Raw genomic sequence first — 22,115 nt, forward strand, 5'->3', positions numbered from 1 at the left:
CACCAAGGTCGAGGCGGGTGATCAGCCGATCTCGGCTATGGCGGCCAGGCGGGGGCTGGTCATGAGCTCGGCGTCTTCGATGCCGCGGGCCGAGGGTCAGTAGCCCGCCGGTGCCGGCCAGTGGCGTTCGATCCCGATCGTGTCCAGTTCCCCGGTGAACTCCTCCAGCAAGGTCTCCTTCTCCCTGACCTCCTGCGGTTCCACCTCCCGGCGCAGGCAGTACGAGGCCAGCTGGCCCGCGACCTCGCCTACATTCCATTCCACAGGATGCAGGCGAAAACACCCGTTGGAGATGTGCGTGGTGCCGATGTTCTTCCCCGCGGGCAGCAGGTTGCGCATCCTGACAGGCAGCAACGCGCCGAGCGGGATCTCGAAGGGCACGCTGGCGATGTCGATGTAGTTGTCCCCACCGGTCGACGGGTGCAGGTCGATGCGGTACGCGCCGACTCCGACGGAGTCATGGTGCCGCAGCGTGCCGCGATCGCCGCGGACGGCCCTGGAGACATGGTGCTCGGTGACGGTGGTGACCGCGCGGATGCGCCTCGACTCCCTGACGTAGGCGGACTTCGCCAATCCGTCCGCGGTGCCGACCACGTCATGGCGGAGCCGGAGCCCGGGAAAGCCGGTGCCGCCGTCGGGGCGGGGCGCTTCGGTCTGGAGCCAGTACAGCAGCGACAGCGACAGTTGCCTGGCCTCCCTGTGCGCCAGTGCCGCCGTGTCGGCGTCCACCTCGATGATCGGGCGCAGCCAGTAGTCGTTCAGCGGCCAGTTGACCAGAGTGATGTCAGAAGCGGCGAAGCCGGGCTCGAACAGGTCGCGGGCGAGGATCCTGCGGAACATCCACAGGTCCTTGTCCCCCGATTGGGCGCTCTGGTCGGCCAGCACCCCGCGGGGATCACCGGGCGGGTTGGGGTCGAACCAGCGGGCTTCGGGCTCCAGGGTGCGTGGGTCCGGTGCGCTGAAGCCGAGCAGCGGCCCGGGCCAGAAGCCGGGCCGGTAATCGCGCCAGAATCCGTAGTCCGAAGGCCGGTCGATGACATGGTTCTCACCGTCGTGGTGGGAGACGGCGAAGCAGTAGGTGATGCCCTGCATGTTCAGCGGCTGGTACTCGTCCGGAGCGTGCGGCTCGTCGTGCTCGCCGCGGGCCTCCGCGCCCGTGACGTACTCCGTCCTCGCCAGCGGCAGCAGATCGCCGGTCTCCGTCGCGTCGAGGACATAGGCGGCGGCGATGGTGTGTGAGTCGCCGGAGCGGAGGTCCAGCAGTGTGACGGCTCTGACGCGGTCACGGTCCACCTCGACATCGACGGGGCGGTGTTCAAGGAGGACGCGCAGGCGCCCGGCGGCCACGTGGGGAGCCAGCATGGCCTGCAGGATCGCCAGGGAGACGCGTGGTTCGTGGCACAACTTGCTGACATATCCGGCGCCGGGGTTCAGCTCGCGCCAGCGCTGCGCGCCGCCGGTCATGGGGTACCAGCGCCGGTAGTAGTCGCGGATGGAGCCGCGCACGTCACGATAGGCAGCGGTGGAGCCGTAGCTCTCGATCCACGGGTGCTCGTCGGGGGGTACGGCCTGCGCGGTGAGCTGGCCACCGATCCAGTCCGTCTCCTCGGTGAGGACGACGTCGTGGCCCGCATGGCAGGCGGCCAGGGCTGCGGCGACGCCGCCCAGCCCACCGCCGACGATGAGGATGTCGGTCATGGGTGATGCCTTTCGAGAGGGCTAGCGGGGAGGCGCCGCGGTCTCGCCTGGCTCGAGCTCGCAGGTCAGGAGCTGATGCCTGGGGACCGTACGGTCTCCCGCGATGAGTTTCGTGAGCAACCGGACGGCCGCGGCCCCCATCTCGCGACGGGGCACGGCGAAGCCGGTGAGCCCTGCCGCGCGGTCGCGGGGGTCGCCGAACGTGGCCAGGGAGAGGTCGTCGGGGAAGCGGAGCCCCGCGCGCTCGGCGGCCGCCAGGAGGGCGCGGTGGGCGGCGTCGGTGTCGGTGGCCTCGGTGACCACCGCGGTGATGCCCTGGTCGCGCCAGGCGCGCAGCCGGTCGGGGGTCAGGTCGGCGCCGTCGGTGCGCACCACCTCGGCTGCCAGCCCGCACTCTTCCATGCCGCTCCGGAAGCCCGCCTCCCTGTCGACGGAGGTGATCGCCTCGTCGGCTTCGCGCACGTACAGGATGCGCTCGTGGCCCAGCCCCGCCAGATGCCGCACCACGGCGGCGCCGGCGGACACGTAGTCGGCGCCGATGTAGGCCAGGCGGTCGCCGAATTCGTCGTGCCGCCCTATGTAGACGACAGGCAGATCGGTGGCCAGCAGGCGGTCCATCTCCCGCACGGGCAGGTGCCTGCCCAGGAACAGGCAGCCGTCGGCCAGTCGCACCCGGTTGAGCACCTGGGCGTGCGGGCGCTCGCCCGTGGTGCTGGAGGCGATGAACATCAGCAGGTCGTAGCCCTGCGCCGCCGACTCCTCCTCGATACCCACCAGGAACGGGTAGTAGGCGTGGGATATCTCATTGGGGAAGGTCGAGGTGAAGGTGTAGAGGCCGAGCAGGTTGTTCTGCCCGGCCGCCAGGCGGGTGGCGATCGGGTCGGGCACGTACCCGAGTTGCTCGGCGGCCTCCATGACCTTGCGCTGGGTCTCCTGGGCGATGCCCATGGCAGCGGCGCCGCCGCCGAGGATCAGGGACACGGTCGGCTGTGAGACGCCGGCCAGTCGAGCGATGTCCGCCTGACGAGGGCGACCGCTGGGTCTCATGGCATATCCCCCAAGAAGTAGTAGATCACGGAGCCTCGATCCCGCCGTCGGGCCTGCGCACCCGCGCGGCCCACCGCTCGTGCAGGTGCGTTTCCGGTGGGTATCGCTTGGCGGCGTTCTCGTCGAGGTCGACGCCCCAGCCGGGTCGATCAGAGGGGGCGATGTAGCCGTTCACCGTCCTCAATGTTCCCGGGAACACCTCGTGCACGGTCTCCGGGTAGACATGCGCCTCCTGGATCCCGAACGCGGGGCTGGTGACGTCGAGCGTGACGTTGGCCGCCGCGCCCACCGGTGACACGTCGGGCGGCCCGTGCCAGGCCGTCCGCACCCCGGTCAGCTCGCACAGCGCGGCGAGCTTGCGCACGGGCGTCAGCCCGCCGACGGCCGAGACGTGCAGGCGCAGGTAGTCGACGCCGCCGGAGGTGATGAGGCGCGCCGCGTCGGTCACCGAGGAGACCAGCTCGCCGGAGGCGATCGGCATCGGCGCGGCCGCCCGCACCTCGGGCAGCCGGTCGAAGTGCTCGGGTGCGAGCGGGTCCTCCAGGAAGAACAGCCGGTACGGCTCCAGCGACCGCGCGAGCGCCACGGCCTCCTTCGGCGTGAGCCGGTTGTGCGCGTCGTGCAGCAGGCCGAGCTCCTCGCCGAGGACCTCGCGGGCACGCTCGAACAACTTCGGCGTGCTCCGCAGGTAGTGGCCGACGTCCCAGCCGTCGGGATGAGGGCTGCCCGGATACCCGCCGGGCGTGCCGACGCCACCGTACGTGCCGAGCCCCGGCCCGCCCGCCTGCAGCCGCACGTAACGGTAGCCCTGCTCGGCGAGCGCGGCGGCCCGCTCGATCGACTCCTCGACCTCGCCACCGCGAGCCCCGGTGTAGACGGCGGCAGCCGCCCTGACCCGCCCGCCCAGCAGCTCGTACACCGGCACGCCGAAGCGTTTGCCCGCGATGTCCCACAACGCCTGGTCGATGCCGGACAGCGCGTTGTTGTGCACAGGCCCGCCCCGCCAGTACGAGGAGTAGTGCAGCATCCGGCCGATGTCCTCGATGTCGGCCGGGTGCCGGCCGATGACCATGGGAGCGAGGTGCCGCTCGATCGCGGCGACCACGGCGTGGAAGCGCTGGGTGAAGGTGGCGCAGCCCAGGCCGTACAACCCGGGTTCCGAGGTGTCGATCCGCACGACGACGAGCGGAACCCCGCCTGGAGCGGTGACGATCGCGCGCACACCGGTGATGCGCAGCCCGTCCCTGGCCTGCCACGGCGCCTGCGTCTCCGGCATGATCATGATTGTCGCCCCTCTGGGAACGGATGCCGAGCAGTGAATCCCAGCAGTCGCCTGGCCGGCTCGAGATCGATGGCCACGGTCCTGCCGGGCAATGCCGTACGGCACGGCACGCCGGGGTGGTGCGCCGCGAGCAACTCCTCGGTCGGGCTCTCCACGAGCGTCTCGTCCGCGGCGACGAAGATGACCGGCGCGCCGTGCAGCGGGGCCGTCAGCCCGAGCAGGCAGGCACGCGCGGCGTCGCGCAGGTCGAGGTAGCTCCACACCTCCGCGGCCCCGGCCGCGGGATCCCCGGCCAGCCGCTCCGCGCGCGCGGCGAGCCTGGCCTGGTCGCCGAGGAAGGGGAAGCGCAGCGCGGCCACGGTCATGCCGTGCCGCCGGTGCATCATCGCCGCCGTCGCCTCGTCCACCTGCTTGGACAGCGCGTACGGGTCCTCGATCTGCAACGGCACCCGCTCGTCCAGCGGCAGGTACGGCGGGCTCGGGCGCGACCTGGCGAACGGCAGGCCGGTGACCGACAGGCTGCCGGCGATCACGGCCCGCCGTACCCCCTGCTCTCCCGTCTCGTTCAGCACCACGAACGTCGCCTGCGTGTTGGCCGAGAACACCACCTCGGGCGCCGCCACCTCGGGCGAGGCCAGCGCCGCCGTGTGAATGACGGCGTCGGCCCCTTCGAGGGCCGCGCGGACGGCGGCCGGGTCGCGGGCGTCGCCCACGACGACCCGCTCCGCCGCCAGCGGGCCGGGATCCTGCGCGACGAGCGCGGTCACGGCGATGTCCCGCGACGCGAGCTCTGCCAGTACGGCGGAGCCGAGGCGGCCGGCCGCACCGGTGACCAGGACCCTCATCCCTTCAGCCCCGTGAAGGCGATGCCCCGGATGATCTGCCGCTGGAACAGCAGGAACACCAGGACGGGCGGGATGATCGCGATCAGCATCCCGGCGATGAGCAGGGCCTGGTCCGAGGTGTCCGCCAGCCGGGGCAGGGCCACCGCCAGCGGCTGGCTCTCGGTGTCGGTGATGGCGATCATGGGCCAGAGGAAGTCCTTCCACGCGTTCATGACAGCCAGCAGTGATACCACGGCCAGGATCGGACGCGACATCGGCAGCACCACCCGGGTGAAGATCCGCCATGGTCCCGCGCCGTCGAGGCGCGCCGCCTCGAACAACTCCTTGGGTATGCCGTCGAAGAACTGCTTGACCAGCAGGACGTTGAAGGCGTGCGCCCCGGCGGGCAACCACACCGACAGCGGGGTGTTGGCGATGGACAGGTCCAGGACGGTCAGGTACAGCGAGACCATCGAGACGGTGCCGGGCAGGAACAGCGTCGCCAGGACCGCGCCGTAGACGTACCTGCCGTAGGAGGGTCGCAGGACCGACAGCGCGTAGGCGCCTGTCGTCGCGACGAACAGCTGCGTGAACCAGGAGCCGCCGACGAGTACGACGGTGTTCGTCAGGTAGTGGCCGACCTCCAGGGTCGTCCACGCCTCCGCCAGGTTCGACCATCGCACGTCCGCCGGCCACAGGGCCAGCGGACGGCGTAGCGACTCCTGGGTGGAGGAGATCGCGCCCTTGAAGATCCAGTAGATCGGCCCGGCGCCCTCCAGGAGCAGGGCCACGATGAGCAGCACCTGGGTGGTGCCCAGTCCGAGGCGCATCCCGCGCCCACGCCGTTCGGTGTCGGAGATCACTCCCCTCACTTCGTCCCCCAAGCTCTGGTGAGCCGCAGGTACACGGCGGACAGCACCGCCAGCACCACGGCCAGGCTCACGCTCAACGCCGCCGCCGTGCCGTAGTCGCCGTTGACGAACGCGTACCTGTAGATCAGTAGCAGCACCGTGACCGTCGAGTCCTCCGGCCCGCCGTCGGTCAGCACGAACGGCTCGGTGAACACCTGGAAGGTGTTGATCACCTGGAGCAGCAGCATGATCAGCAGGATGGGCCGGAGTTGCGGCAGCGTCACATGCCACAACCTGCGCCACACCGACGCTCCGTCCAGCTCGGCCGCCTCGTACAGCTCGGTCGGCACGCTGGACAGCGCGGCCAGGTAGATGAGCACGACGCCGCCGGCGCCCGCCCAGGTGGCCTCCAGGATCAGGCTCGGCATCGCCATGCCCGTGGACTGCAACCAGGGGTACGGTCCCAGCCCGACCAGCCCGAGCAGTTGGTTGAACAGGCCGGAGTCCGGGTCGTAGAACCACTTCCACATCAGCACGGCCACCACCGGCGGCACCACCACCGGCAGGTAGACCAGCACCCGCATCAGCCCGGAGCCGCGCCGCAGCTCCGACATCAGCACCGCCAGGAGGAGCGGCAGCGGAAAGCCGATCAGCAGGGCCAGGCCGGTGAACAGCAGGGTGTTGCGCACCGCCGTGCCCAGCAGGGGGTCGGCGAGCAGGGTGCGGAAATTGTCCAGGCCCGCGAAGGTCGCCGCCTCGACCAGGTTGGTCTGCTGGAATCCGAGCACCACGCTGCGGATGATCGGCCACCACGAGAACAGGCCGAAGACCAGCACCGTCGGGATGAGGAACAGCGCGGCCGCGACGCCTTTGCCCCGGGTCACTGGGCTTTCTCGAGCAGCGGCGCGACCCGTGCCGCCGCCTTGGTCAGCTCGTCGCGCGGGTCGGCGTCCTTGCGGGTCAGAACGGCCTGCACGGCGGTGTCGAGTGCGCCGTACAGGTCCTGGGCGGCGACGGGGGGTTCGACGACGTACTCCAGCTTGTCGGTGTCCTTCACGTAGGGCGCGAAGTTCGACACCGGGATGTTGCCGTGCTTGGCGATCGCGGCGTTCACCGGGCCTGACACCGACGTGCCGTAGAACGGGAGCGTGGGCAGGCCGACGGCCAGTTTGTCCGCGGCGTTGGCCACGGCCAGCTGCTCGGCGGCCGCCGGGTCGTAGTTGGGTTTGAGGTAGTAGAAGTCGATCCACTTCACCGCGGCGGCTCGCTGCGCGGCCGTGGCTTTGGCGTTGACGGCCGCGACCAGCCCGCCCAGCAGTGTCGCCTTGCCGCCGCCCTGCTGCGGCAGCGCCGCGATGCCGAAGTCGTCCGGCTTGCCGGAGTAGAGGGTGGTGTAGCGGCTGTAGCTGTTGACGGTGCCGATCATCATGCCGATCTTGCCGGCGGCGAAGTCGCGCTCCGCGTCCTGCTGGGTGCGCAGTTGGTTGGCGCCCATGGAGTCGTCCTGCCACCGCATCGTGGACAGGTGCCGGAGCGCCTGCTCCGCCGGGCCGTCCAGGAGCGCGGGCACGTACCTGTCGCCCTCCTGCTTCTCCATCCGCCCGCCGAAGGAGTAGGTCATCGCGGTCAGGATCCAGCCGCCGGTGTTCTTGACCGTCATCTGCGTGTATCCCGCGGCTCCCGTCCCGGCGATCTTCTTGGCCGCCGCCCTGACCTCGTCCCACGTGGCGGGTGGCCGGTCCGGGTCGAGCCCCGCCTTCGTGAACAGGGCGCGGTTGTAGACCAGGCCCAGCGCGTACTCGGTGACGGGCAGGCCGTAGACCTTGCCGTCCGCGCCGGTCGCGGGAGCCAGCGCGCGGGGGTCGAAGTCTCCCGCGTGCGGCAGGCTCTTGATCTCGGCGCTGAGGTCGGCGACCTGGCGCCGGGCGATGAGCCCCGGCGGCTCGGTGAGCGGCACGGTCAGCACCGTCTCCGCGTTTCCGCCGGCCAGCCTGGTCGCGAACGTCCTGGCGTCCCACTGCGTGTCGGTCGGCTTGATCTTGATGGTGGGGTTGGCCTTCTCGAACGCGGCGACCGCGTCGAGGAACTGCGTGCGGGTCTTCGCGGCGGTCGTGGGAGGCATGCCCGCCACGGTGATCGTGGTCTTGCCCGAGTCCTCACCCGACGAGCCGGACGAGCAGCCCGCCGTCGCGGCGGCGAGCACGAGCGCCCCCGCCATCCACCTTCTGGGGGCTGGCACATCCATGGCTACTCCTCTGGGTTAATGCGGATTAGGTGGCATCTAATCCGCATTAGGAGGGTGTGTCAAGGCGTTACCGGCAGATTACGTGATGCACACAAATCGCCCTTGACACTCTCGTTCCGGCCGGAGTACACCTCTTCCTAATCCGCATTAGGTCGACAGGGAAGAGATCTTCATGTCCGACATCCCCCGACGCCGTTTCCTCGGCGGAGCCGTAGCGGCCGGACTCGCAGGGGCGCTGGTTCCCGCGGCACAAGCCCAGGCCGACACCCCTTCGATCTCCGCCGACGGCATCACGCTGACCGCGGCCACCGACGGCGGCATCACCGTCCGCGACGGCGGTGGCGTCGAGCGGGTCAGGCTCACCGGGTTCATGGCCAAGGACTCCGTCACCGGCATCCAGCGCACCACCGGCGGAACGCCGTCGCTCCTCACGCTCCAGGACGGCACGCAGGCCATCCAGGTCGACTACACGCTCCCCGGCACGGCCGCCGGAATCACCGTCCGCGGCGTCTTCAGCGTGGCGCCGCACCGCGCGAAGCTCCGCTGGGAGGTCGGCGGCTCGACCACGCTGATCCCTGCCGGTTTCATGCTCGGCCGCACCGTCGTCTCTCCCTCGGCGCCCGAGTCCTTCGCCGCGCTGACGACGTGGAACCGCGACGCCGGGGGAGGAGTGCCGTACGAAGGCAATGCCGGGGTCGTCTACCAGGAGACCTGGGCCGACACCCGCGCCTACTTCCGGCTGGCCACCACCACCCCTGCCTGGACCAACGCCACCTGGATCCACGCGCCGGGCACCGGGACCGCGAGCGCGGCCGTGACGGAGGCCGACCTGGTGCTCGGCTCGATGCGGCCCGCGGCTGGCGGCACCATGGGCGCGGGCCTTCCCCTCGGCGTGGAGGTCTGGACGGACCAGCCCTTCTCCCTCTGGGACGCCGGCGGCCGGCCGATGGCCCTGCACGCGGAGGTCGCCAACGGGGGGAAGGCCGCCCGCAACGTCAAGCTGTCGTGGTGGGCGCGCGACTTCGACGGCAAGACGCTGGCCAGCGGCAGCGTGACCGGCACGGTCGCGGCGGGAGCCGCGTGGAAACAGACCTTCACCGTCACCTCGCCACCCCGCGGGATCGTGTTCACCGAGGTGAGCGCCACCGCGGGCACCGACAGCGCGTTCGCCCGCACCAACCTCGCCGTCCTGCCGCCGCACACCTACCAGGCGGGCGCCGACAGCATGTTCGGCATCGCCAACTACCCCTGGCTGCTCAAGCCCGACACCGCCGCCGTCGTGGGACTGATGCAACGCCTGGGCATCCAGCGTGTCCGCATCTCCTACGACGGCGGGCCGGGTCTCCCGCCCGCCACCCTCGACGCGGCGGGGATCAGTCACAACATCGAGCTCGCCGGGATCCCCCTGGGCGGAACGGCCGCCGAGGTCGCCGCCTGGGCCGACGCGAACACGCAGAAGGCGATCGGGTCGGGTGCCGGCTACTTCGAGGTCGCCAACGAGGTGAACAAGCCTTGGATGAGCGGCGAGACCGCCGCCGCCTACGTGCGGGACGGACTGCGCCCGGTACGCGACCGGCTGACCGCCGCGGGAGCGCCCACCAAGGTGCTCAACGCCGGCCTGGCCGGCATGGATCACGTCTGGACCAAGAACTTCCACGACGCCGGCGGCTGGGACCTCATCGACGGGTTCGCCTTCCACCCGGGCAGGGGCAACTTCACGCCGGACTACGCGCCGCCTCCTGAGGAATGGACGCAGGGCAGCAACGGCTCCTACTGGAACTTCCTCGGCGGCCTGCGCAAGGCCCGCGAGATGATCGCGGAGTACGGGCACAAGGAGTTGTGGCTGACCGAGGCCTACGCCTGCACGAAGCCGAACAGCTGGTGGCACGACACCTACCGGCAGGCCGCGGAGAACGTCCTGCTCACCCTGGCGCTGGCCAAGGCCGAGGGGGTGCGCTGCGTGAACTGGTACCAGCTGCACGACAGCGTCCTCGGCAAGCCGCAGATGGCCGACCCGGCCAACCCCGAGTACCACTACGGGCTCATGAACCGCGACACCAGCGCCAAGCCGTCCATGCTCGCCTACGCCACGGCCGCGCAGGTGCTGGACAGGGCGACGTTCGTACGCTGGTTGGAGCTGGCCGACCCCGACCTGAAGGGACTGCTGTTCAGCACGCCGGACGGACCCGTCTCGATCCTGTGGAGCAGGAAGGACGGATACCTGCTCAACACCGACCACGCGCCGGGTTCCACCTGGTTCGCCGCACCGGAACCGTGGGTGGACGGCTGGCTGACCAAGACGGACCTGAAGGTGGCCGCCGCCGGGAGCTCGGTGAGGGAGCTCGACTGCATCGGCAGGGAACGACGGCTCACCGCCCGCGAAGGCAAGGTCAAGGTCCGGCTGGACGGCGCCCCGCGTATCTACTTCGGTCTGACGGCGACCCCTGACCAACTGCCCTGAGGCCGAACTCTCCCCTGCCCTGGGGTGCAGAGAGCGCCGGCCATCCGCGACCTGCGCCTGTGCCGTTGATCCCGAACTCCCGCGCCACCGACGCGACCGTCCAGCCCCATGCGGACGGCTTCTTCCTTGAACTCCTGCGAGAACTGGACGGAATCCATCCCGAACGCGCAGTGGATCAGACGTGACGCGGATATTGCCTGCCGCTGCGCGTCGCTAGGCTCATCCGCGCCTCATACCGTGAGGCGGAAATCGACGCAGGATGTGCACGACGTCCGCGATCAGGGCCGGACACGTTGTCTCCACCGCGCGGCGGACCCGCCCTTCCGAGCGAGGCGACACGGGCGGTTCCTCTGAGACCGAGTCGCTCCTCTCCTGCGGGCGAGATCGCTTGACACACCTCTGTCCGGCCAATTGGGTAGGTCCAGCCACGGGAGCTGGGGGATCAAGACCATGAATGAATTGAGATCACAGAGCTTGGGAAGCCTCCCGAGTCCATCGGCACCGGCCTTGATATTCAAAGGCGACGTAGAGGAAATGCGAGCGCAGGTCTCGCAGAACTTCTCGCCGCACGGTCTCAAGGTCATCAAAAGCCATTCGAACGGTGGCCGGTACAGGCTTCTGCACCGCGGGAACATCGTCCTGCACACACTGGCGTACGGGGCCGAAATCCGGGTCGAAGTACCAGCGCTGCCCGACTTCTACAACATTCACGTGCCGTTGACCGGTGGTGGAAGATTGACGGTCGGCCGCCAGGACGTTGCCGCACCACTTACCATCATCGGCCCTCGGCAGCGCATCGACATGAACTGGAGCGTCGATCACGATGTCATGATCATCCAGATTCCTGAGGTGCTTGTCGATCGCCTCCTTGAGGATCGGCTCGGTGACGCCCCGAAAAAAGATATGCACTTCGAGCCGCAAGTCGTCGATGAGAGCCCTCTGGGTCGAGCACTCACCGCACTTTCCCTCCCCGCTACGGCAGGAATACCGTTCCCCTTTGCAGCCTCATCTCTCGCCGAACACCATTTCGAGCAGTTTTTGCTGCACACCATGCTCGGCTCACAGCCCCATACCTACTCTGCCGACCTCGACGGGCCCAGTGCCCCGTCGACCTCCGCAGCGCTTCGACGCGCACGCCACTTCTGCGAAGAACACGCCGCTGAGCCGATCACTCTAGGAGACATCGCCACTGCGGCCAGGGTGAGCGTCCGTACCCTTCAGGCGGGCTTCCGCGAACACCTGCAGACAACACCCATGGCCTATCTGCGCAATGTACGGCTGGCCCGGGCGCACGCCGATCTTGTCCACATGGCAGAGACAGGCAGCCAGACCACTGTTACAGAGGTGGCGCTCCGCTGGGGTTTCGTGCATCTGAGCCGGTTCGCCTCCCTCTACCGCCAGACCTACGGTCACGCGCCTTCCGCCACACGTCGAGGACGATAGTGAAGGCGATGCTTGAGGCTGCGAGACGCGTCCGACCGGTTGAAGGGTGAGGGCGTCGTCCGCCATGAGGTCCTGGTGCTCGCCACTGTTCGCGCGGGCTCCGCGCGATGACGATCGTCCGGTATCCGGATCGCGCCGCAGGCCGTTCGCTTACCGGATAGTCCGGCATTCCACCTCTCCGTACGATCCACTGCAGGAGACCGAGAGACACGAGCATCAGGAGGAAAAGTGCGCAAGAGCGTTCTCGCCCTGGCCGCGACTTTGGCGTTCACCGGGGCTGGACTCGCGTTCGCCGCCGCTCCGGCGAGCGCCGAGAACCGCGACTTCTCAGTCGGGAACCGCGACTTCTCAGTCGGGAACCGCGACTTCTCAGTCGGGAACCGCGACTTCTCGGTCGGGAACCGGGATTTCTGAATAGGCAACAGCGAAGCTCCGGTCGCCGACCAGGGATGACGGCCGGCGAGCCCCACGGCTCGCCGCGCTCACGCAGCTCGAGTTGGTCAGCCCGCCAGAGTCCGGCCTCGGTCAGCGGTACCGGCACGCCGTGCCGCAGCCGTCCGCTGCGGGCTCGCTCACAGTAGGCACGGTTGAAGGCGGCGTACGACAGGTCCGGTTCGGCGCCCTGACCGGGCGGACCTGAGCTGGGCTTTGGCGGCTCTTGCGGTGCCAGGTGGCCTGCGGAACCTCAGCCGCCTGGCACGCCTTGCGCCGTCGGGGCCGCCGTCCGGGCCGCTGGAGGAACCTCCAGCACATCACCGACGACCCCAACGCAATCGGCGGCCCGAAAGCCGTCGCTGGGTCTCCAGTAGCCACAGCGCTCCCACTTGCTCATCGGCCGGCATTATGCCGCGTCTGTTCAGATGCATATGGGTCAGGCTGCGGACCACGCCGATATTGTCGGCCAAATCTGAGAGGCTGTCCGCCGTGCGGGTTTCGTACAACCCTCGAATGTGCGTGAGCCAGGGCGCTTGCCCCTCCGTCAGCAAGTTCATGAGCTCCTTGCGGGCCTCATGCGCACCTCGTCGTGACACCTTCCGAGCCGGCAGCCCCGCGCTCATACGGGTCAGCACCTCAGTGACGACATCAGTAGGAGCGCGCAAAGAGCCGAGATAGAGATGGGTCAAGGCGGCCGCCAGCAGGGCCCTGTCCTGTTGTGACTGCCGGAGCGGCCGGAGGCAGGCGAGTGCGGATCTGCTGTCTTCGCAGAAGGAGCGTTCGCAGGCGGCCAGGCCTTCAGCACCCCCATATCGGCGGGTCTCCGGGCGGTAGGGCTCAATGGAGAAGGTGGTCACGAGGTCCTTTCCGGCCAGTACCCGAAGCACCTGACTCATTTCGATGACATTCGTGTCTTCGCTCCGGATCCTGATTCGGAGATGCCGGACGGGATCGTCGTACCGGACGAAGAACCACTGCGCCTTCCGGCGCTCAAGATGGTTACCGAGGACACGGATCACCTCGTCCTCGTCATCGGGATCAGCGACGATGTGGAAGGCCCACCACCGGTCGCCAGGAAGGTGCACGACCGGCTCGGTCACCTGGGAGACGTCCGCCGGTATGCGGGGATGTTCCGTGTTGACCATGGTGGCGACGAATTCGACGGGGCGGTCAGCCATCTCGCTGACAAAGGACTCCTCGACCCATTCGCGTCCACGGCGCCTTTCGTCCGCGAGGAGGTCCCGGTGCAGGGGGTTTTCAAGGTCGAGCAGAAGCCGGGTATCGCCTTCCCCGACATGCACGTACCTGGGCATCGCCGGACCGCCGAGCGCTGCGTCGATCCGCCACCTGGCCGGGGAGATGATCAGATCGCCGATCTCCACCCGCGGCAGTGCACTGTTCGTCGCGGGCAGGGCACCCCAGTCCCAGCCGGGTACGGCAGTGCCGAAGGTGGACACCCGATGGGCGAAATCCAGTAGTGGGGGCGCATCGCCGGTATTGGCCAGGTGGTGGGTACGTGCGACGACCTTGCGCCCGTCAGTCCGCGACCGCAGGTACGGCACGCCATCCGAGACACCGACCACCAGGTCGGCGGGTCGTGTCACGGGCCGTTCCGCGGTTGAGGGAGCCGACGACCAGGCGAGCAGCCCTTCGTAGGGAGAACAGCCGGTGGCGAGGTTGCGCAAAGCGTCCTGCCAATAGTCGATGGCCAGGAAAAGCGCCTCCGAGCCCTCATGACGCACCGCCGCCGCGACATGTTCCTCAACACGCGGGTCCAGTCCGGCGAAGCGTGAAAAGGCCCGGCCGCCGGGGCCGGCCAATCCTCGTGGCCCCAGCACCCAGCCCGGGTCCCGTGGATCGCCAGTCTTGGTTCGTTGGACGAAGACGTCGTACGACACGGCAGCCCGGCTCAGCACAGGCAGGGTGGCGACGTCCTTCGGAACGATCGAGACCCTGTTCGCTGCCGCACGCCGGATCAGGGCAGCCCGGAGCGCTGTCAGCCGCGGGGAATCGGCCACGCCTGGTGCCGGTGGCCCTTCCTCGTCCAGCACTCGCTCAAGGGGGACCTCCTCATGCCCGGAACGTCGTGCGAACCTCTCTGCGAAGTCGGCGATCCACCGGTCCGGCTCTTGCGCCATGGCCAACCGCAGGAGGATCGGCATGGCCGCGAGCAAGGCGTGCTTCAGGGCGTTCGGCGCTCGGCCGTCCACGGACATGGCCAGATCCATGGCCAGGCACGCGCGGGCATCCCGCCACTCAAAGACCTCAGTCGCCTTCTTGACCGCGTCGATCCCCTCCCCGAGAGGATATTGCTCGAGCTGACGCAGCAGGGGAACCCGATAGCCCAACTCATGTGGCGCAGGCCGACGTGCAGAGCTCACCAGCAGCCCGGCCTCCCGCAGCCGGCCGACAAAAGCGCGAGGATCGAGGATCCCTGGGTCCGTGATGTGAACCAGTTCGGCAACAGAGTCGATGTCACGTGGCTCGGTGCAGTAGCCGCAGATCGTGTCGACGACGGGCAGCCGTCGTACCGAACGCATGGTCACGTTGTTACCGGGCGGTGCGAACAGGATCCGCCGAGCGGTCACCCGCCGGCTCGGGTTCACCTCGACCGTGGCAGCGGTGCTGTCAGCGAGACGGCACGCCACGGTGGCGTCCAACCTGACCCTCTTGGTGAAGGCGCGGGGGCGGATCTCGCCCTGGCCCGCGCCCCAGGTGGTGAAGCCCGTGGCGGCGAACAGACCGAAGGGCGTGGGACGATGGCTCATACGGTTGACGTACTTGAGGAAGGTCCGCTGCATGCGCTGCCGGGCCTCGGGATCAGGCTGCCAGGCTCCCGACGCATAGAGATCCAGGCGGCTCGCGAAGCGCGGGTTGGCCACCCAGACAGCCTCGGCCAGGACGGCGTTCGACCACAGCCGGATGATGGGATCCCCCTCGTGACTGTGGTCCGGCAGGTCGTACGGCAGGACGGGCATGCGGACCATCACGAGCGGCAGCGCCGACCACGCTTCCTGCTCAGGCATTCGGCGTGTGCTCCAGGCTGCTGCCGGTGTCCCAGACACGCCACAGCCTTGCGTAAATGTCGTCGCGGCGGAGCAGCTCGTCATGGGAGCCCACTTCAGCGATACGGCCGCCCGACATGGCGATGATCAGGTCCGCCTGGGCGGCCGTGTCCAGCTTGTGAGCGATCTGGATGACCGTGTGGCCATGAAGTGAGCGGCGGAGCACGTCGTCCAGCCGCCGCTGCGTCGTTCTGGGGAGCGCGGAGGTGGCCTCGTCGAGAATGAGGATCGCCGGGGGATTCAGCAGGATTCGAGCCAAGGCGAGTTGCTGCGACTCCGCTGGAGTCGGGACATACGCCTCTTCTCCCAGCTCGGCGTCGATGCCTCCGTCCAACTGCGAGATCCAGGACATCGCGCCGGTGGCCTCCAAAGCGGCGGTCACCTGCTCGTCGGTGGCTGCAGGCATGAACAGGCGTAGGTTGGCCGCGGCGCTCCGTTTGAAGACGTGGTCCTCCTGAGTGACCAGCGCGATGTGACGGCGCAGAACGTTTGGCGGAAAACTGGCGATGTCGGTGCCGCCGACAAGTATGCGTCCCTGTGACGCGGGCTGGACTCCGGCCATGAGCAGAGCCAGGGTGGTTTTGCCTGCCCCCGACGGGCCCACGATGGCCGTTCTCGTGCCGTGTCCGATGCGCAGGTGGGCGTCTTCGACCACGGGATGGCCCGGCTTGTACGCGAAGGTCACGCCTTCCACCACTACCGATCGGTCGACCGGTTCGGGGCCGGACTTCTCGATCTCCCACGGTGTCTCGGGCACTCCGACGATTCTGGCCAGCCCGGCTGAGCCGCTCTGAAACTCGTCGAACCAGTCGGCGAGGTCGTCGAGCGGCCCGATCAGGGCTTGCGTGTAGAGGACAACGGTTGTCACCTCACCGACGTCCGCCAGCCCGATGCCGACCATCCACGCCCCGACGCCGGCGGTGACGACCAAGGGCAGGAAATAGCCGATCTGTACGAGGGGAAACCACCGGGCCGACAGATCAACAGGGGTGACAGAAGCGTCCCTGGCCTCGGCCACGCCGGAAGCGATCAGTCGACCACGCCGGCCGCCAAGGTCGAACGCCTCTACCACCTGTGCGCCCTGCGCGGTCTCCAGCACCAGGGTCGACAGCCGTGACTGGGCGGCGAGTTCGTCCTGGTAGGCCTTCCGGAGCCGCTTGGCGTACCTGCGGGTCGCCACCACGATGATCGGAACACCGACCAGCACCGTCCAGCCCAGGAGAGGGTTGGCCACGAAGGAAGCAGTGACCGTGAGCACCAGCGTGAGCAGCGCGGCCACCGTCTCCGGCAACCCGGATCTCACGACCTCATGGATGACCTCCATGTCGTTGGTGGACCGGGAGAGGATCTCACCCGTTCCCACGCTCTCGACCCGCTGCAACGGCATCCGCAGTACGCGGCTGACGAACGTCTCGCGCAGGTCGGCGAACACTCTCTCGCCCAGCCTGAAGGCCGACTTCCTGGCGAAGAACACCAGGACGCCCTGGAGCAGGACACACGCCGCGATTCCCGCGACGGCGAGGTCAAGGGGAAATCCTGGCGACCTGTGCGCGATGCTGCCGACGACATCGCCAAGGAGCATCGGCGGTACCAGCCCGACCGCTACCGCCACAAGGTAGAGGCAGACGACGGCGCCCAGGGTGCCGCGGTTGGACCTCAGCAGCCGCAGGACTTCGGCGCGGATCCTCGCGTTGTCGGCTGTCGGCAGGGTGGCGTCAGACATCCTGGATCTCCCGTGCGACTACGGCTCGGTAGGTCTTGCAGGTCGTCAGCAGCTGACGGTGGGTCCCGCTGACGAGGTCGCGTCCCAGGTAGAGCACCCGATCGGCGAGCTCCAGGAACGCCGGGCTCCGGGTCAGCACCACGGTGCCCGACTTCTGCCGGAAGGAGCGCAGGCGCGACGCGACCTCCTGCTCGGTGGCGCTGTCCAGCGCCTCTGTCGGCCGTACCATGACCAGATAGGGGCTCTGACGTGCGAGAGCGGAGGCGAGGGCCAGCCGTTGGCGCTGACCGCCCGACAGATTGCGTGCACGCGGTCCCACCGTCAGGTCCAGGCCTTCGGAGCTCATGGTCAGCAGGTCGTCGCAGACGGCTGTGCGCAGGGCCTCCAGCACTTCGTCATCACTGAGGCCACCGGCCGATTCGACGGCCTCACGGATGGTTCCGGAGAAGAGGAACGGCTGCGCGCCGTGATAGAGCACCGTCTTGCGTACGTCGGAGCGAGGGGCTTCGGCCAGTGCGGTGCCGCCGATCGAGGCTCGCCAGGCGGGATCATCGGCTCGCAGCCCCGCCAGGTGTTCCGCGATCCGCGTCTCGTCGGCCGGCGATTCGGGAACGACGACGACCAGCTCTCCCGGTCGGACCACGATCCCCGTGCGAGGTGTGGTCAGTTCACCCGTGAGCACGCCCGGTTCGTCTACGGGAAGCTGCTCCCGGTCGGGGCCTCCCAGGCAGGCGTTGTAATTCTCTGTCGCGACCAATGCCCCGGCCCGGGTCCTCACGAAGTCTGCGACCGATCCAACGGGCTCGACCAGGAACACCGCCGCGGCACAGAACGCGACCAGTGCGCCTGGTTCGATCTCGCCGCTCAGCGCCAGTCGTCCGCCGGCCCAGGTGACCAGGATGAGCAGCAGGTTCGGCAGGAAGACAGCGGAGGCCGACAACAGCGCTTGGGTGCCCCCCACCGCGACGCCCGCTCGGAGTGTCTGCTTCGACACGACTCGGTAGTGCTCCTCGAAGGTGGCCTGCGCCCCGAGACCACGGAGCACCCGCAGCCCTCCCGCGAGGTCGACCCCCAGCTCGTTCAGCGTGCCGAGGAGTTTCCTGTGGGCCCGCTGCCGGCCCTCCAGCGGCACCGCGATCCTTGTGGTGAGGAGGGAGACGAGCACGACGCCCAGCAGGACGGCCCCGCCGAGCGCCGGGGACTCCGCGAGCAGGTACGTGGCGATCACCGCCATCGCGGCGATCGAACCGAGCAGCCGTGCGATGGCATTCGGGAAGCCTCCGATCGCGTCGGTGTCGGAGTTGACCGAGGTGCCCAGCTCGCCCGTGGAGCCCTGCACGCCTCTGGTGACCCGATCGCCCAGACGGGCCTTCAAGTCGAATGACACCCGGATCTTCAACTTGGCCGCCACGACATAACGGGTGATCGATGCCGCGATGGTGACCGCCGCCAGCGTCGCCAGGAGCGCAATCGAGCCCACCAGGCCGGAGGTCGGGTCGATCAGAATCGCGAGAATTCTGCCCAGCGACCATGGGATCAACGCTTCCGCGCCCCACTGCACCATGGCCAGCCCGACGAGAAGGCCGACTGTCCTCTTGTTCTCCCGAATGGGGTCCGACAGCGCAAGGTGGTTCACGGCTGCTCCTCGGCATCCGCCTCAGGGGGTAGGAGGGGGATCTCCTTCACGTCCGGATAAAGCGCTCGCAGGGCATCCATTCCAGCGACGCGGCCGATCTCGGCGAGGATGTCGGCTGCGGCGTCGAGGAACGGTCCCCTTCGTGATCCCGCGGCGAATTTGAGCAGACCGCGCGGCCGGCTGACACGCGGGATGACCGCGTCGAACCGGTGCGATCGGAAACCGAAGCTCGCGCCGTGGACGAGCCGGATTCCTCGGGTGGCGGCCGCGTGGCGCAGCACACCCAGGACGAACCCATGGTTGGCGACGCTGTCCTCGGCGCTGTCCTCGGCCAATTCGATGATGACGAACGGGGCGTCGCGGATGATGTCGTTCTCCGAGGCGAGCGAGGGATGAACCACCGAGCTGAACACGCCGCTGACCGTTGCCAGCCTCTCGGCGACATACCGATTGTTGGCGTACACCTGGCCCGCGTGCCGTCGATGCCAGGCCGGGCGGAACAGGAAGGGAGCGTCCAGCGCCGCGATATCGGCGGCGCTCGGCCCGGCGCCGGTCACCCCACGTACCAGCCGCAGCACCTTCGCCAGTTCGCCCGCCCGCGGCACCCCACCGACCATCCCTTGGTGATGGAGGACATTGGCGACGCCGAGATTGGCCAGTTCCAGCCCCTGCTGGTCGAGTTTGAGCGCCGAGCGCACCTCGATGAACGTGACAGCGTCACGACCCGCCATCGCTTCCAGCACCTGCCGCATCGGCCAGGCCGGGGAGATCAGCGTGGTATCCGCGATCACCACCCGGGGGCGAGCCGGATCTTCCGCCCAGGCGCGCAGCCACCGCCGCAGCGGCAGAACATCCAGAGTGCGGCTGTAACGAACCGGCTCGACAAGGAGGACGTCGGCGCCGGAAAACGATGCCGGGTCCGTCAACGCCGACGGCGGGATCTTCTCGTGAGAGACGGCGGAAGACGCAAGATACTCCAGGAGGAGATCGGTTTCGAAGTAGTCACCCCAGTATGCGATTTTCAACGGGTGTGCCTCGGTCGGATGCATCATATGAATGAGCGATTGCAGCACATGGGTGAGTGCGGCCATTCCGCTGGAGAAAGCCACGCTCTCCAGCGCCCATCCGGTGGGAACATGCTCCGCCACGGCAGCAGCCAGCCGTGCCTCCAGGTGAGAAGCCGTCATGTTCCGTTCATAGCTGTGGTCGAGCTCGCACCCGCTGGGCAGTACCGTCCGGAGCATCGTGTCGGGCGAGCGGAATCTCTGCTCGCTCATCGCGTGAGCGCGTCTCAGCAATAGCGACCTGAGTGTCTCCGCGGCTCGGTCGAGCTCGTGCTCGGCCAAGAGGCCCCGAGTGACGTCGACGCCCGCGAGCCGGTGGTGAAGCGACCGCCAGTCCGGCAGATCCTCGTAAGGCAGCTCCATTATCTCCCGGACAAGCTCGGCGAGCAGGTTCTGCTCAACCACCAAGAAATCATCCATCAATCCTGCTCGATGATAAAGAGGCGTGCCCTGCCGCCGTGGCGGCAGGGCACGCCGGAAGGAGTCAGTTGGTCTTCGGCTTGTTCATCGCCAGGATCGTGAGGTCGTCGCGGATCTCACGGATCTCGGTGCCGACCACGGGGGTCTCCCGGATGTCGAGCGATTCCACATCGGCGAACAAGTCGGCCAGATCCCGTTCGAGCAGCTCAATCGCATTCATTTGGCTCCCCTTTCTTGGCTAACCCGTGGCGGACGCCGCGGGTCGTCTGTAAGCGGACGAGGCGTAACTCCCTTCATGGCCGGCAAGCGCGGAGCCGTCGGGCAGAACGACGGCTCCGAGAGCGTCGTGCGCCCTGTCCAGCCAGTGGAGGAAGGCCAGCCCGTCCTCGCCGAGTTCGGTCCGGGCGCCATCGCCGTGCAGGCCTCGCCTGAACTCACGCGCCCGCGCCCATGCGACCGCGGTTCTGTGCAGAATCTCCGGGTCCGGTTCGACATAAGAGCGACGGCGGGTCAGCAACGCCAGGTAGAGCAGAGTTTGGTGCACGTACACGTGGTAGGCGCTGATGGCGCGATCGGCGCTGAACTGGCGGACCCTCAGTTCGTCCCCGCTCCAGGGAATGGGAGTGGTGTGACTCTCCGCGTCCACGTAGCCTGGCCGGAAGATCGTGCGGGCAAGCCCGATGTCGAAGAGCTTCTGGTGGAGCGATTCATGCAGGATCGACTCGGCTGCATCGTAGACATTCCGCAGCGCGGACACATTGACGAAAATCAGCTTGGGCGTCTGGGCGAAGTGCCCGCTGATGATCGCTCCGGTGATCGGCACGAGACCGTAGGCGCACCGCAGGACGTCGGGAGCGACCACGGGCAGAGCTTCGGCGAGCAGGTCCATCGCGTGGTCAGCGGCCCGCTCCAGGTCGTCTCCGACCTCAACGGCTGCCACCAGAAGGTTTTCGCCGTCCGCGACGGTTTGCGCGTTCCAACGGGACAGGACCTCCTCGCCGGCGCACGTGCCCCGCATGGCGCGGCATACGCGAGGACGGAAATGCCTGGACCGCGACTCGTCGACGGTGAGCTGCCCGTCGCTGCCGCTTGCGATGATCAGGAAATCGTTGATGGCCGCGTGAGCGGCTTCCGTCCGCCCGGCTTGGAATTCGCGGAGCGCGATATCCAGAGCACCCCGGCGCAGGGCCTCAAGCTGAGGGGCCGCACAGGCGTTGAGCGCCTCCCGATCGAGCTGCATCACATCGGCGCACAGTCTGCCGAGCCCTCGGTAATAAACGTCGGCCGTCTGGTCGGCGTTGTCGCCATCGCCGAACATTCCTGTGCCCAGGCGGCTCTCCACCTCCGAAACCGTTGTCTCCGCCTCGACGGCCGATTGATGCACTGGGGTCGACGACACGGTATTACCCTTCCAGGGAAATCAGATCGTGGGCCGCGAGTTGGCGTAGTTGCTCGTTCACCAGGGCAATGCACTGATCGATGTTTACTGCGGGCATGATGTGAGAAACGCGCTGCGCTGTCGCCGCCACGGTCTGACCGTCGCAGATCTCCAGCAAATAGAGCTTGAATCTGTCGACGATCAATGTCGCGACGGGTTTGCGAACGAATATGAAGGCGCCCGTCAGATCGGCGAAGCGTTCCAACTCCCAGCCCATGGTCCGGCGAATAACAGAATCGGCCATGTGATTCCCGAAGGTCGCGGTTCGTCTCCGGCTACTGACCATAGCAATGTCGTCGATTGGCTGACAAGAGGATTTTCTGTTATCCACTCGGGCTTGTGAGTGGTCCATGCCGGGTTTGGATTGGACGCTCCTATTTTCATGGGATCATAAATATTGTGCGATATTGCTTATGGTTTGACCCGGATCTTTGTGATCAGGTCAGGCCTGAATCGGTCTTGATGTGCGGAGGGGGCTCGCTG

The 22,115-nt window shown here is 68.0% G+C and carries 17 protein-coding genes; 3 read left to right on the plus strand and 14 right to left on the minus strand.

What is annotated here, in order from left to right:
* Positions 1 to 96: 96 nt before the first annotated feature.
* The 7 genes from AB0J87_RS12025 to AB0J87_RS12055 are packed head-to-tail and all read right to left on the minus strand — an operon-like array spanning position 97 to position 7,947.
* The gene (locus AB0J87_RS12025; protein WP_363964522.1) at positions 97 to 1,698 is read right to left on the minus strand and encodes an FAD-dependent oxidoreductase; all 1,602 of its coding nucleotides are present in this window, start codon (positions 1,696 to 1,698) and stop codon (positions 97 to 99) included.
* A 21-nt stretch (positions 1,699 to 1,719) separates the two neighbouring features.
* Positions 1,720 to 2,745, minus strand: coding sequence for a LacI family DNA-binding transcriptional regulator (locus AB0J87_RS12030; RefSeq protein WP_350734880.1), 1,026 nt, complete (start codon positions 2,743 to 2,745; stop codon positions 1,720 to 1,722).
* A 25-nt stretch (positions 2,746 to 2,770) separates the two neighbouring features.
* Positions 2,771 to 4,021 carry an enolase C-terminal domain-like protein gene (locus tag AB0J87_RS12035; protein ID WP_363964525.1) on the minus strand — a complete coding sequence of 417 codons (1,251 nt, stop codon included), beginning with the start codon at positions 4,019 to 4,021 and terminating at the stop codon, positions 2,771 to 2,773.
* Positions 4,022 to 4,023: 2 nt separating this feature from the next.
* Positions 4,024 to 4,872, minus strand: coding sequence for an NAD(P)-dependent oxidoreductase (locus tag AB0J87_RS12040; protein ID WP_363964527.1), 849 nt, complete (start codon positions 4,870 to 4,872; stop codon positions 4,024 to 4,026).
* Entirely contained in the window at positions 4,869 to 5,714 is an 846-nt protein-coding gene (locus tag AB0J87_RS12045) for a carbohydrate ABC transporter permease (RefSeq protein WP_350734886.1), read from the minus strand. Before AB0J87_RS12045 ends, AB0J87_RS12040 begins: the two co-directional genes overlap by 4 nt.
* Before the next feature lie 5 nt (positions 5,715 to 5,719).
* Positions 5,720 to 6,586 (minus strand): sugar ABC transporter permease, encoded by an 867-nt coding sequence (locus AB0J87_RS12050; RefSeq protein WP_363964529.1) that lies wholly within the window; start codon positions 6,584 to 6,586, stop codon positions 5,720 to 5,722.
* Positions 6,583 to 7,947 (minus strand): extracellular solute-binding protein, encoded by a 1,365-nt coding sequence (locus AB0J87_RS12055; RefSeq protein ID WP_363964531.1) that lies wholly within the window; start codon positions 7,945 to 7,947, stop codon positions 6,583 to 6,585. Before AB0J87_RS12055 ends, AB0J87_RS12050 begins: the two co-directional genes overlap by 4 nt.
* Before the next feature lie 172 nt (positions 7,948 to 8,119).
* On the opposite strand from AB0J87_RS12055, the gene AB0J87_RS12060 reads away from it, so the two are divergent.
* The 3 genes from AB0J87_RS12060 to AB0J87_RS12070 all read left to right on the plus strand — a co-directional run bounded on the left by AB0J87_RS12060 (position 8,120) and on the right by AB0J87_RS12070 (position 12,265).
* The gene (locus tag AB0J87_RS12060) at positions 8,120 to 10,408 is read left to right on the plus strand and encodes a hypothetical protein (protein WP_363964533.1); all 2,289 of its coding nucleotides are present in this window, start codon (positions 8,120 to 8,122) and stop codon (positions 10,406 to 10,408) included.
* Positions 10,409 to 10,858: 450 nt separating this feature from the next.
* Complete coding sequence (locus tag AB0J87_RS12065) at positions 10,859 to 11,851, plus strand: AraC family transcriptional regulator (protein WP_363964535.1); 993 nt, start codon at positions 10,859 to 10,861, stop codon at positions 11,849 to 11,851.
* A gap of 228 nt (positions 11,852 to 12,079) precedes the next feature.
* On the plus strand, positions 12,080 to 12,265 hold the full coding sequence (locus AB0J87_RS12070; RefSeq protein ID WP_350734895.1) for a hypothetical protein: 186 nt from the start codon (positions 12,080 to 12,082) through the stop codon (positions 12,263 to 12,265).
* Positions 12,266 to 12,603: 338 nt separating this feature from the next.
* Here the strand turns inward: AB0J87_RS12070 and AB0J87_RS12075 are convergent, their stop codons facing one another.
* From AB0J87_RS12075 to AB0J87_RS12105, 7 genes are all read right to left on the minus strand, one after another.
* On the minus strand, positions 12,604 to 15,312 hold the full coding sequence (locus AB0J87_RS12075) for a thiopeptide-type bacteriocin biosynthesis protein (RefSeq protein WP_363964537.1): 2,709 nt from the start codon (positions 15,310 to 15,312) through the stop codon (positions 12,604 to 12,606).
* Positions 15,305 to 17,074 carry an ABC transporter ATP-binding protein gene (locus AB0J87_RS12080; RefSeq protein ID WP_363964539.1) on the minus strand — a complete coding sequence of 590 codons (1,770 nt, stop codon included), beginning with the start codon at positions 17,072 to 17,074 and terminating at the stop codon, positions 15,305 to 15,307. Before AB0J87_RS12080 ends, AB0J87_RS12075 begins: the two co-directional genes overlap by 8 nt.
* Positions 17,067 to 18,710 carry an ABC transporter ATP-binding protein gene (locus AB0J87_RS12085; RefSeq protein WP_363964541.1) on the minus strand — a complete coding sequence of 548 codons (1,644 nt, stop codon included), beginning with the start codon at positions 18,708 to 18,710 and terminating at the stop codon, positions 17,067 to 17,069. The genes AB0J87_RS12080 and AB0J87_RS12085 overlap by 8 nt, the downstream gene beginning before the upstream one ends.
* Positions 18,707 to 20,194, minus strand: a complete 1,488-nt coding sequence (locus AB0J87_RS12090) for a hypothetical protein (protein WP_363964543.1) — start codon at positions 20,192 to 20,194, stop codon at positions 18,707 to 18,709. Before AB0J87_RS12090 ends, AB0J87_RS12085 begins: the two co-directional genes overlap by 4 nt.
* A gap of 64 nt (positions 20,195 to 20,258) precedes the next feature.
* Positions 20,259 to 20,414 carry a hypothetical protein gene (locus AB0J87_RS12095; RefSeq protein ID WP_355192567.1) on the minus strand — a complete coding sequence of 52 codons (156 nt, stop codon included), beginning with the start codon at positions 20,412 to 20,414 and terminating at the stop codon, positions 20,259 to 20,261.
* A gap of 18 nt (positions 20,415 to 20,432) precedes the next feature.
* Positions 20,433 to 21,593: a hypothetical protein gene (locus tag AB0J87_RS12100; RefSeq protein WP_363964545.1), complete on the minus strand. Its 1,161-nt coding sequence runs from the start codon at positions 21,591 to 21,593 to the stop codon at positions 20,433 to 20,435.
* A 4-nt stretch (positions 21,594 to 21,597) separates the two neighbouring features.
* Positions 21,598 to 21,876: a hypothetical protein gene (locus AB0J87_RS12105; protein ID WP_350734907.1), complete on the minus strand. Its 279-nt coding sequence runs from the start codon at positions 21,874 to 21,876 to the stop codon at positions 21,598 to 21,600.
* Between the last annotated feature and the right edge of the window lie 239 nt (positions 21,877 to 22,115).

The organism is Nonomuraea sp. NPDC049625 (assembly GCF_040675285.1).
GTDB classification, from domain to species: Bacteria; Actinomycetota; Actinomycetes; order Streptosporangiales; family Streptosporangiaceae; genus Nonomuraea; species Nonomuraea angiospora_A.

Excerpts from the sequence above, each read along its gene's own strand:
- AB0J87_RS12025 (WP_363964522.1), bottom strand. The coding sequence starts at position 1,698 with ATGACCGACATCCTCATCGTCGGCGGTGGGCTGGGCGGCGTCGCCGCA.
- AB0J87_RS12030 (WP_350734880.1), bottom strand. The coding sequence starts at position 2,745 with ATGAGACCCAGCGGTCGCCCTCGTCAGGCGGACATCGCTCGACTGGCC.
- AB0J87_RS12035 (WP_363964525.1), bottom strand. The coding sequence starts at position 4,021 with ATGCCGGAGACGCAGGCGCCGTGGCAGGCCAGGGACGGGCTGCGCATC.
- AB0J87_RS12040 (WP_363964527.1), bottom strand. The coding sequence starts at position 4,872 with ATGAGGGTCCTGGTCACCGGTGCGGCCGGCCGCCTCGGCTCCGCCGTA.
- AB0J87_RS12055 (WP_363964531.1), bottom strand. The coding sequence starts at position 7,947 with ATGGATGTGCCAGCCCCCAGAAGGTGGATGGCGGGGGCGCTCGTGCTC.
- AB0J87_RS12060 (WP_363964533.1), top strand. The coding sequence starts at position 8,120 with ATGTCCGACATCCCCCGACGCCGTTTCCTCGGCGGAGCCGTAGCGGCC.
- AB0J87_RS12065 (WP_363964535.1), top strand. The coding sequence starts at position 10,859 with ATGAATGAATTGAGATCACAGAGCTTGGGAAGCCTCCCGAGTCCATCG.
- AB0J87_RS12075 (WP_363964537.1), bottom strand. The coding sequence starts at position 15,312 with ATGCCTGAGCAGGAAGCGTGGTCGGCGCTGCCGCTCGTGATGGTCCGC.
- AB0J87_RS12080 (WP_363964539.1), bottom strand. The coding sequence starts at position 17,074 with ATGTCTGACGCCACCCTGCCGACAGCCGACAACGCGAGGATCCGCGCC.
- AB0J87_RS12090 (WP_363964543.1), bottom strand. The coding sequence starts at position 20,194 with ATGGATGATTTCTTGGTGGTTGAGCAGAACCTGCTCGCCGAGCTTGTC.
- AB0J87_RS12095 (WP_355192567.1), bottom strand. The coding sequence starts at position 20,414 with ATGAATGCGATTGAGCTGCTCGAACGGGATCTGGCCGACTTGTTCGCC.
- AB0J87_RS12105 (WP_350734907.1), bottom strand. The coding sequence starts at position 21,876 with ATGGCCGATTCTGTTATTCGCCGGACCATGGGCTGGGAGTTGGAACGC.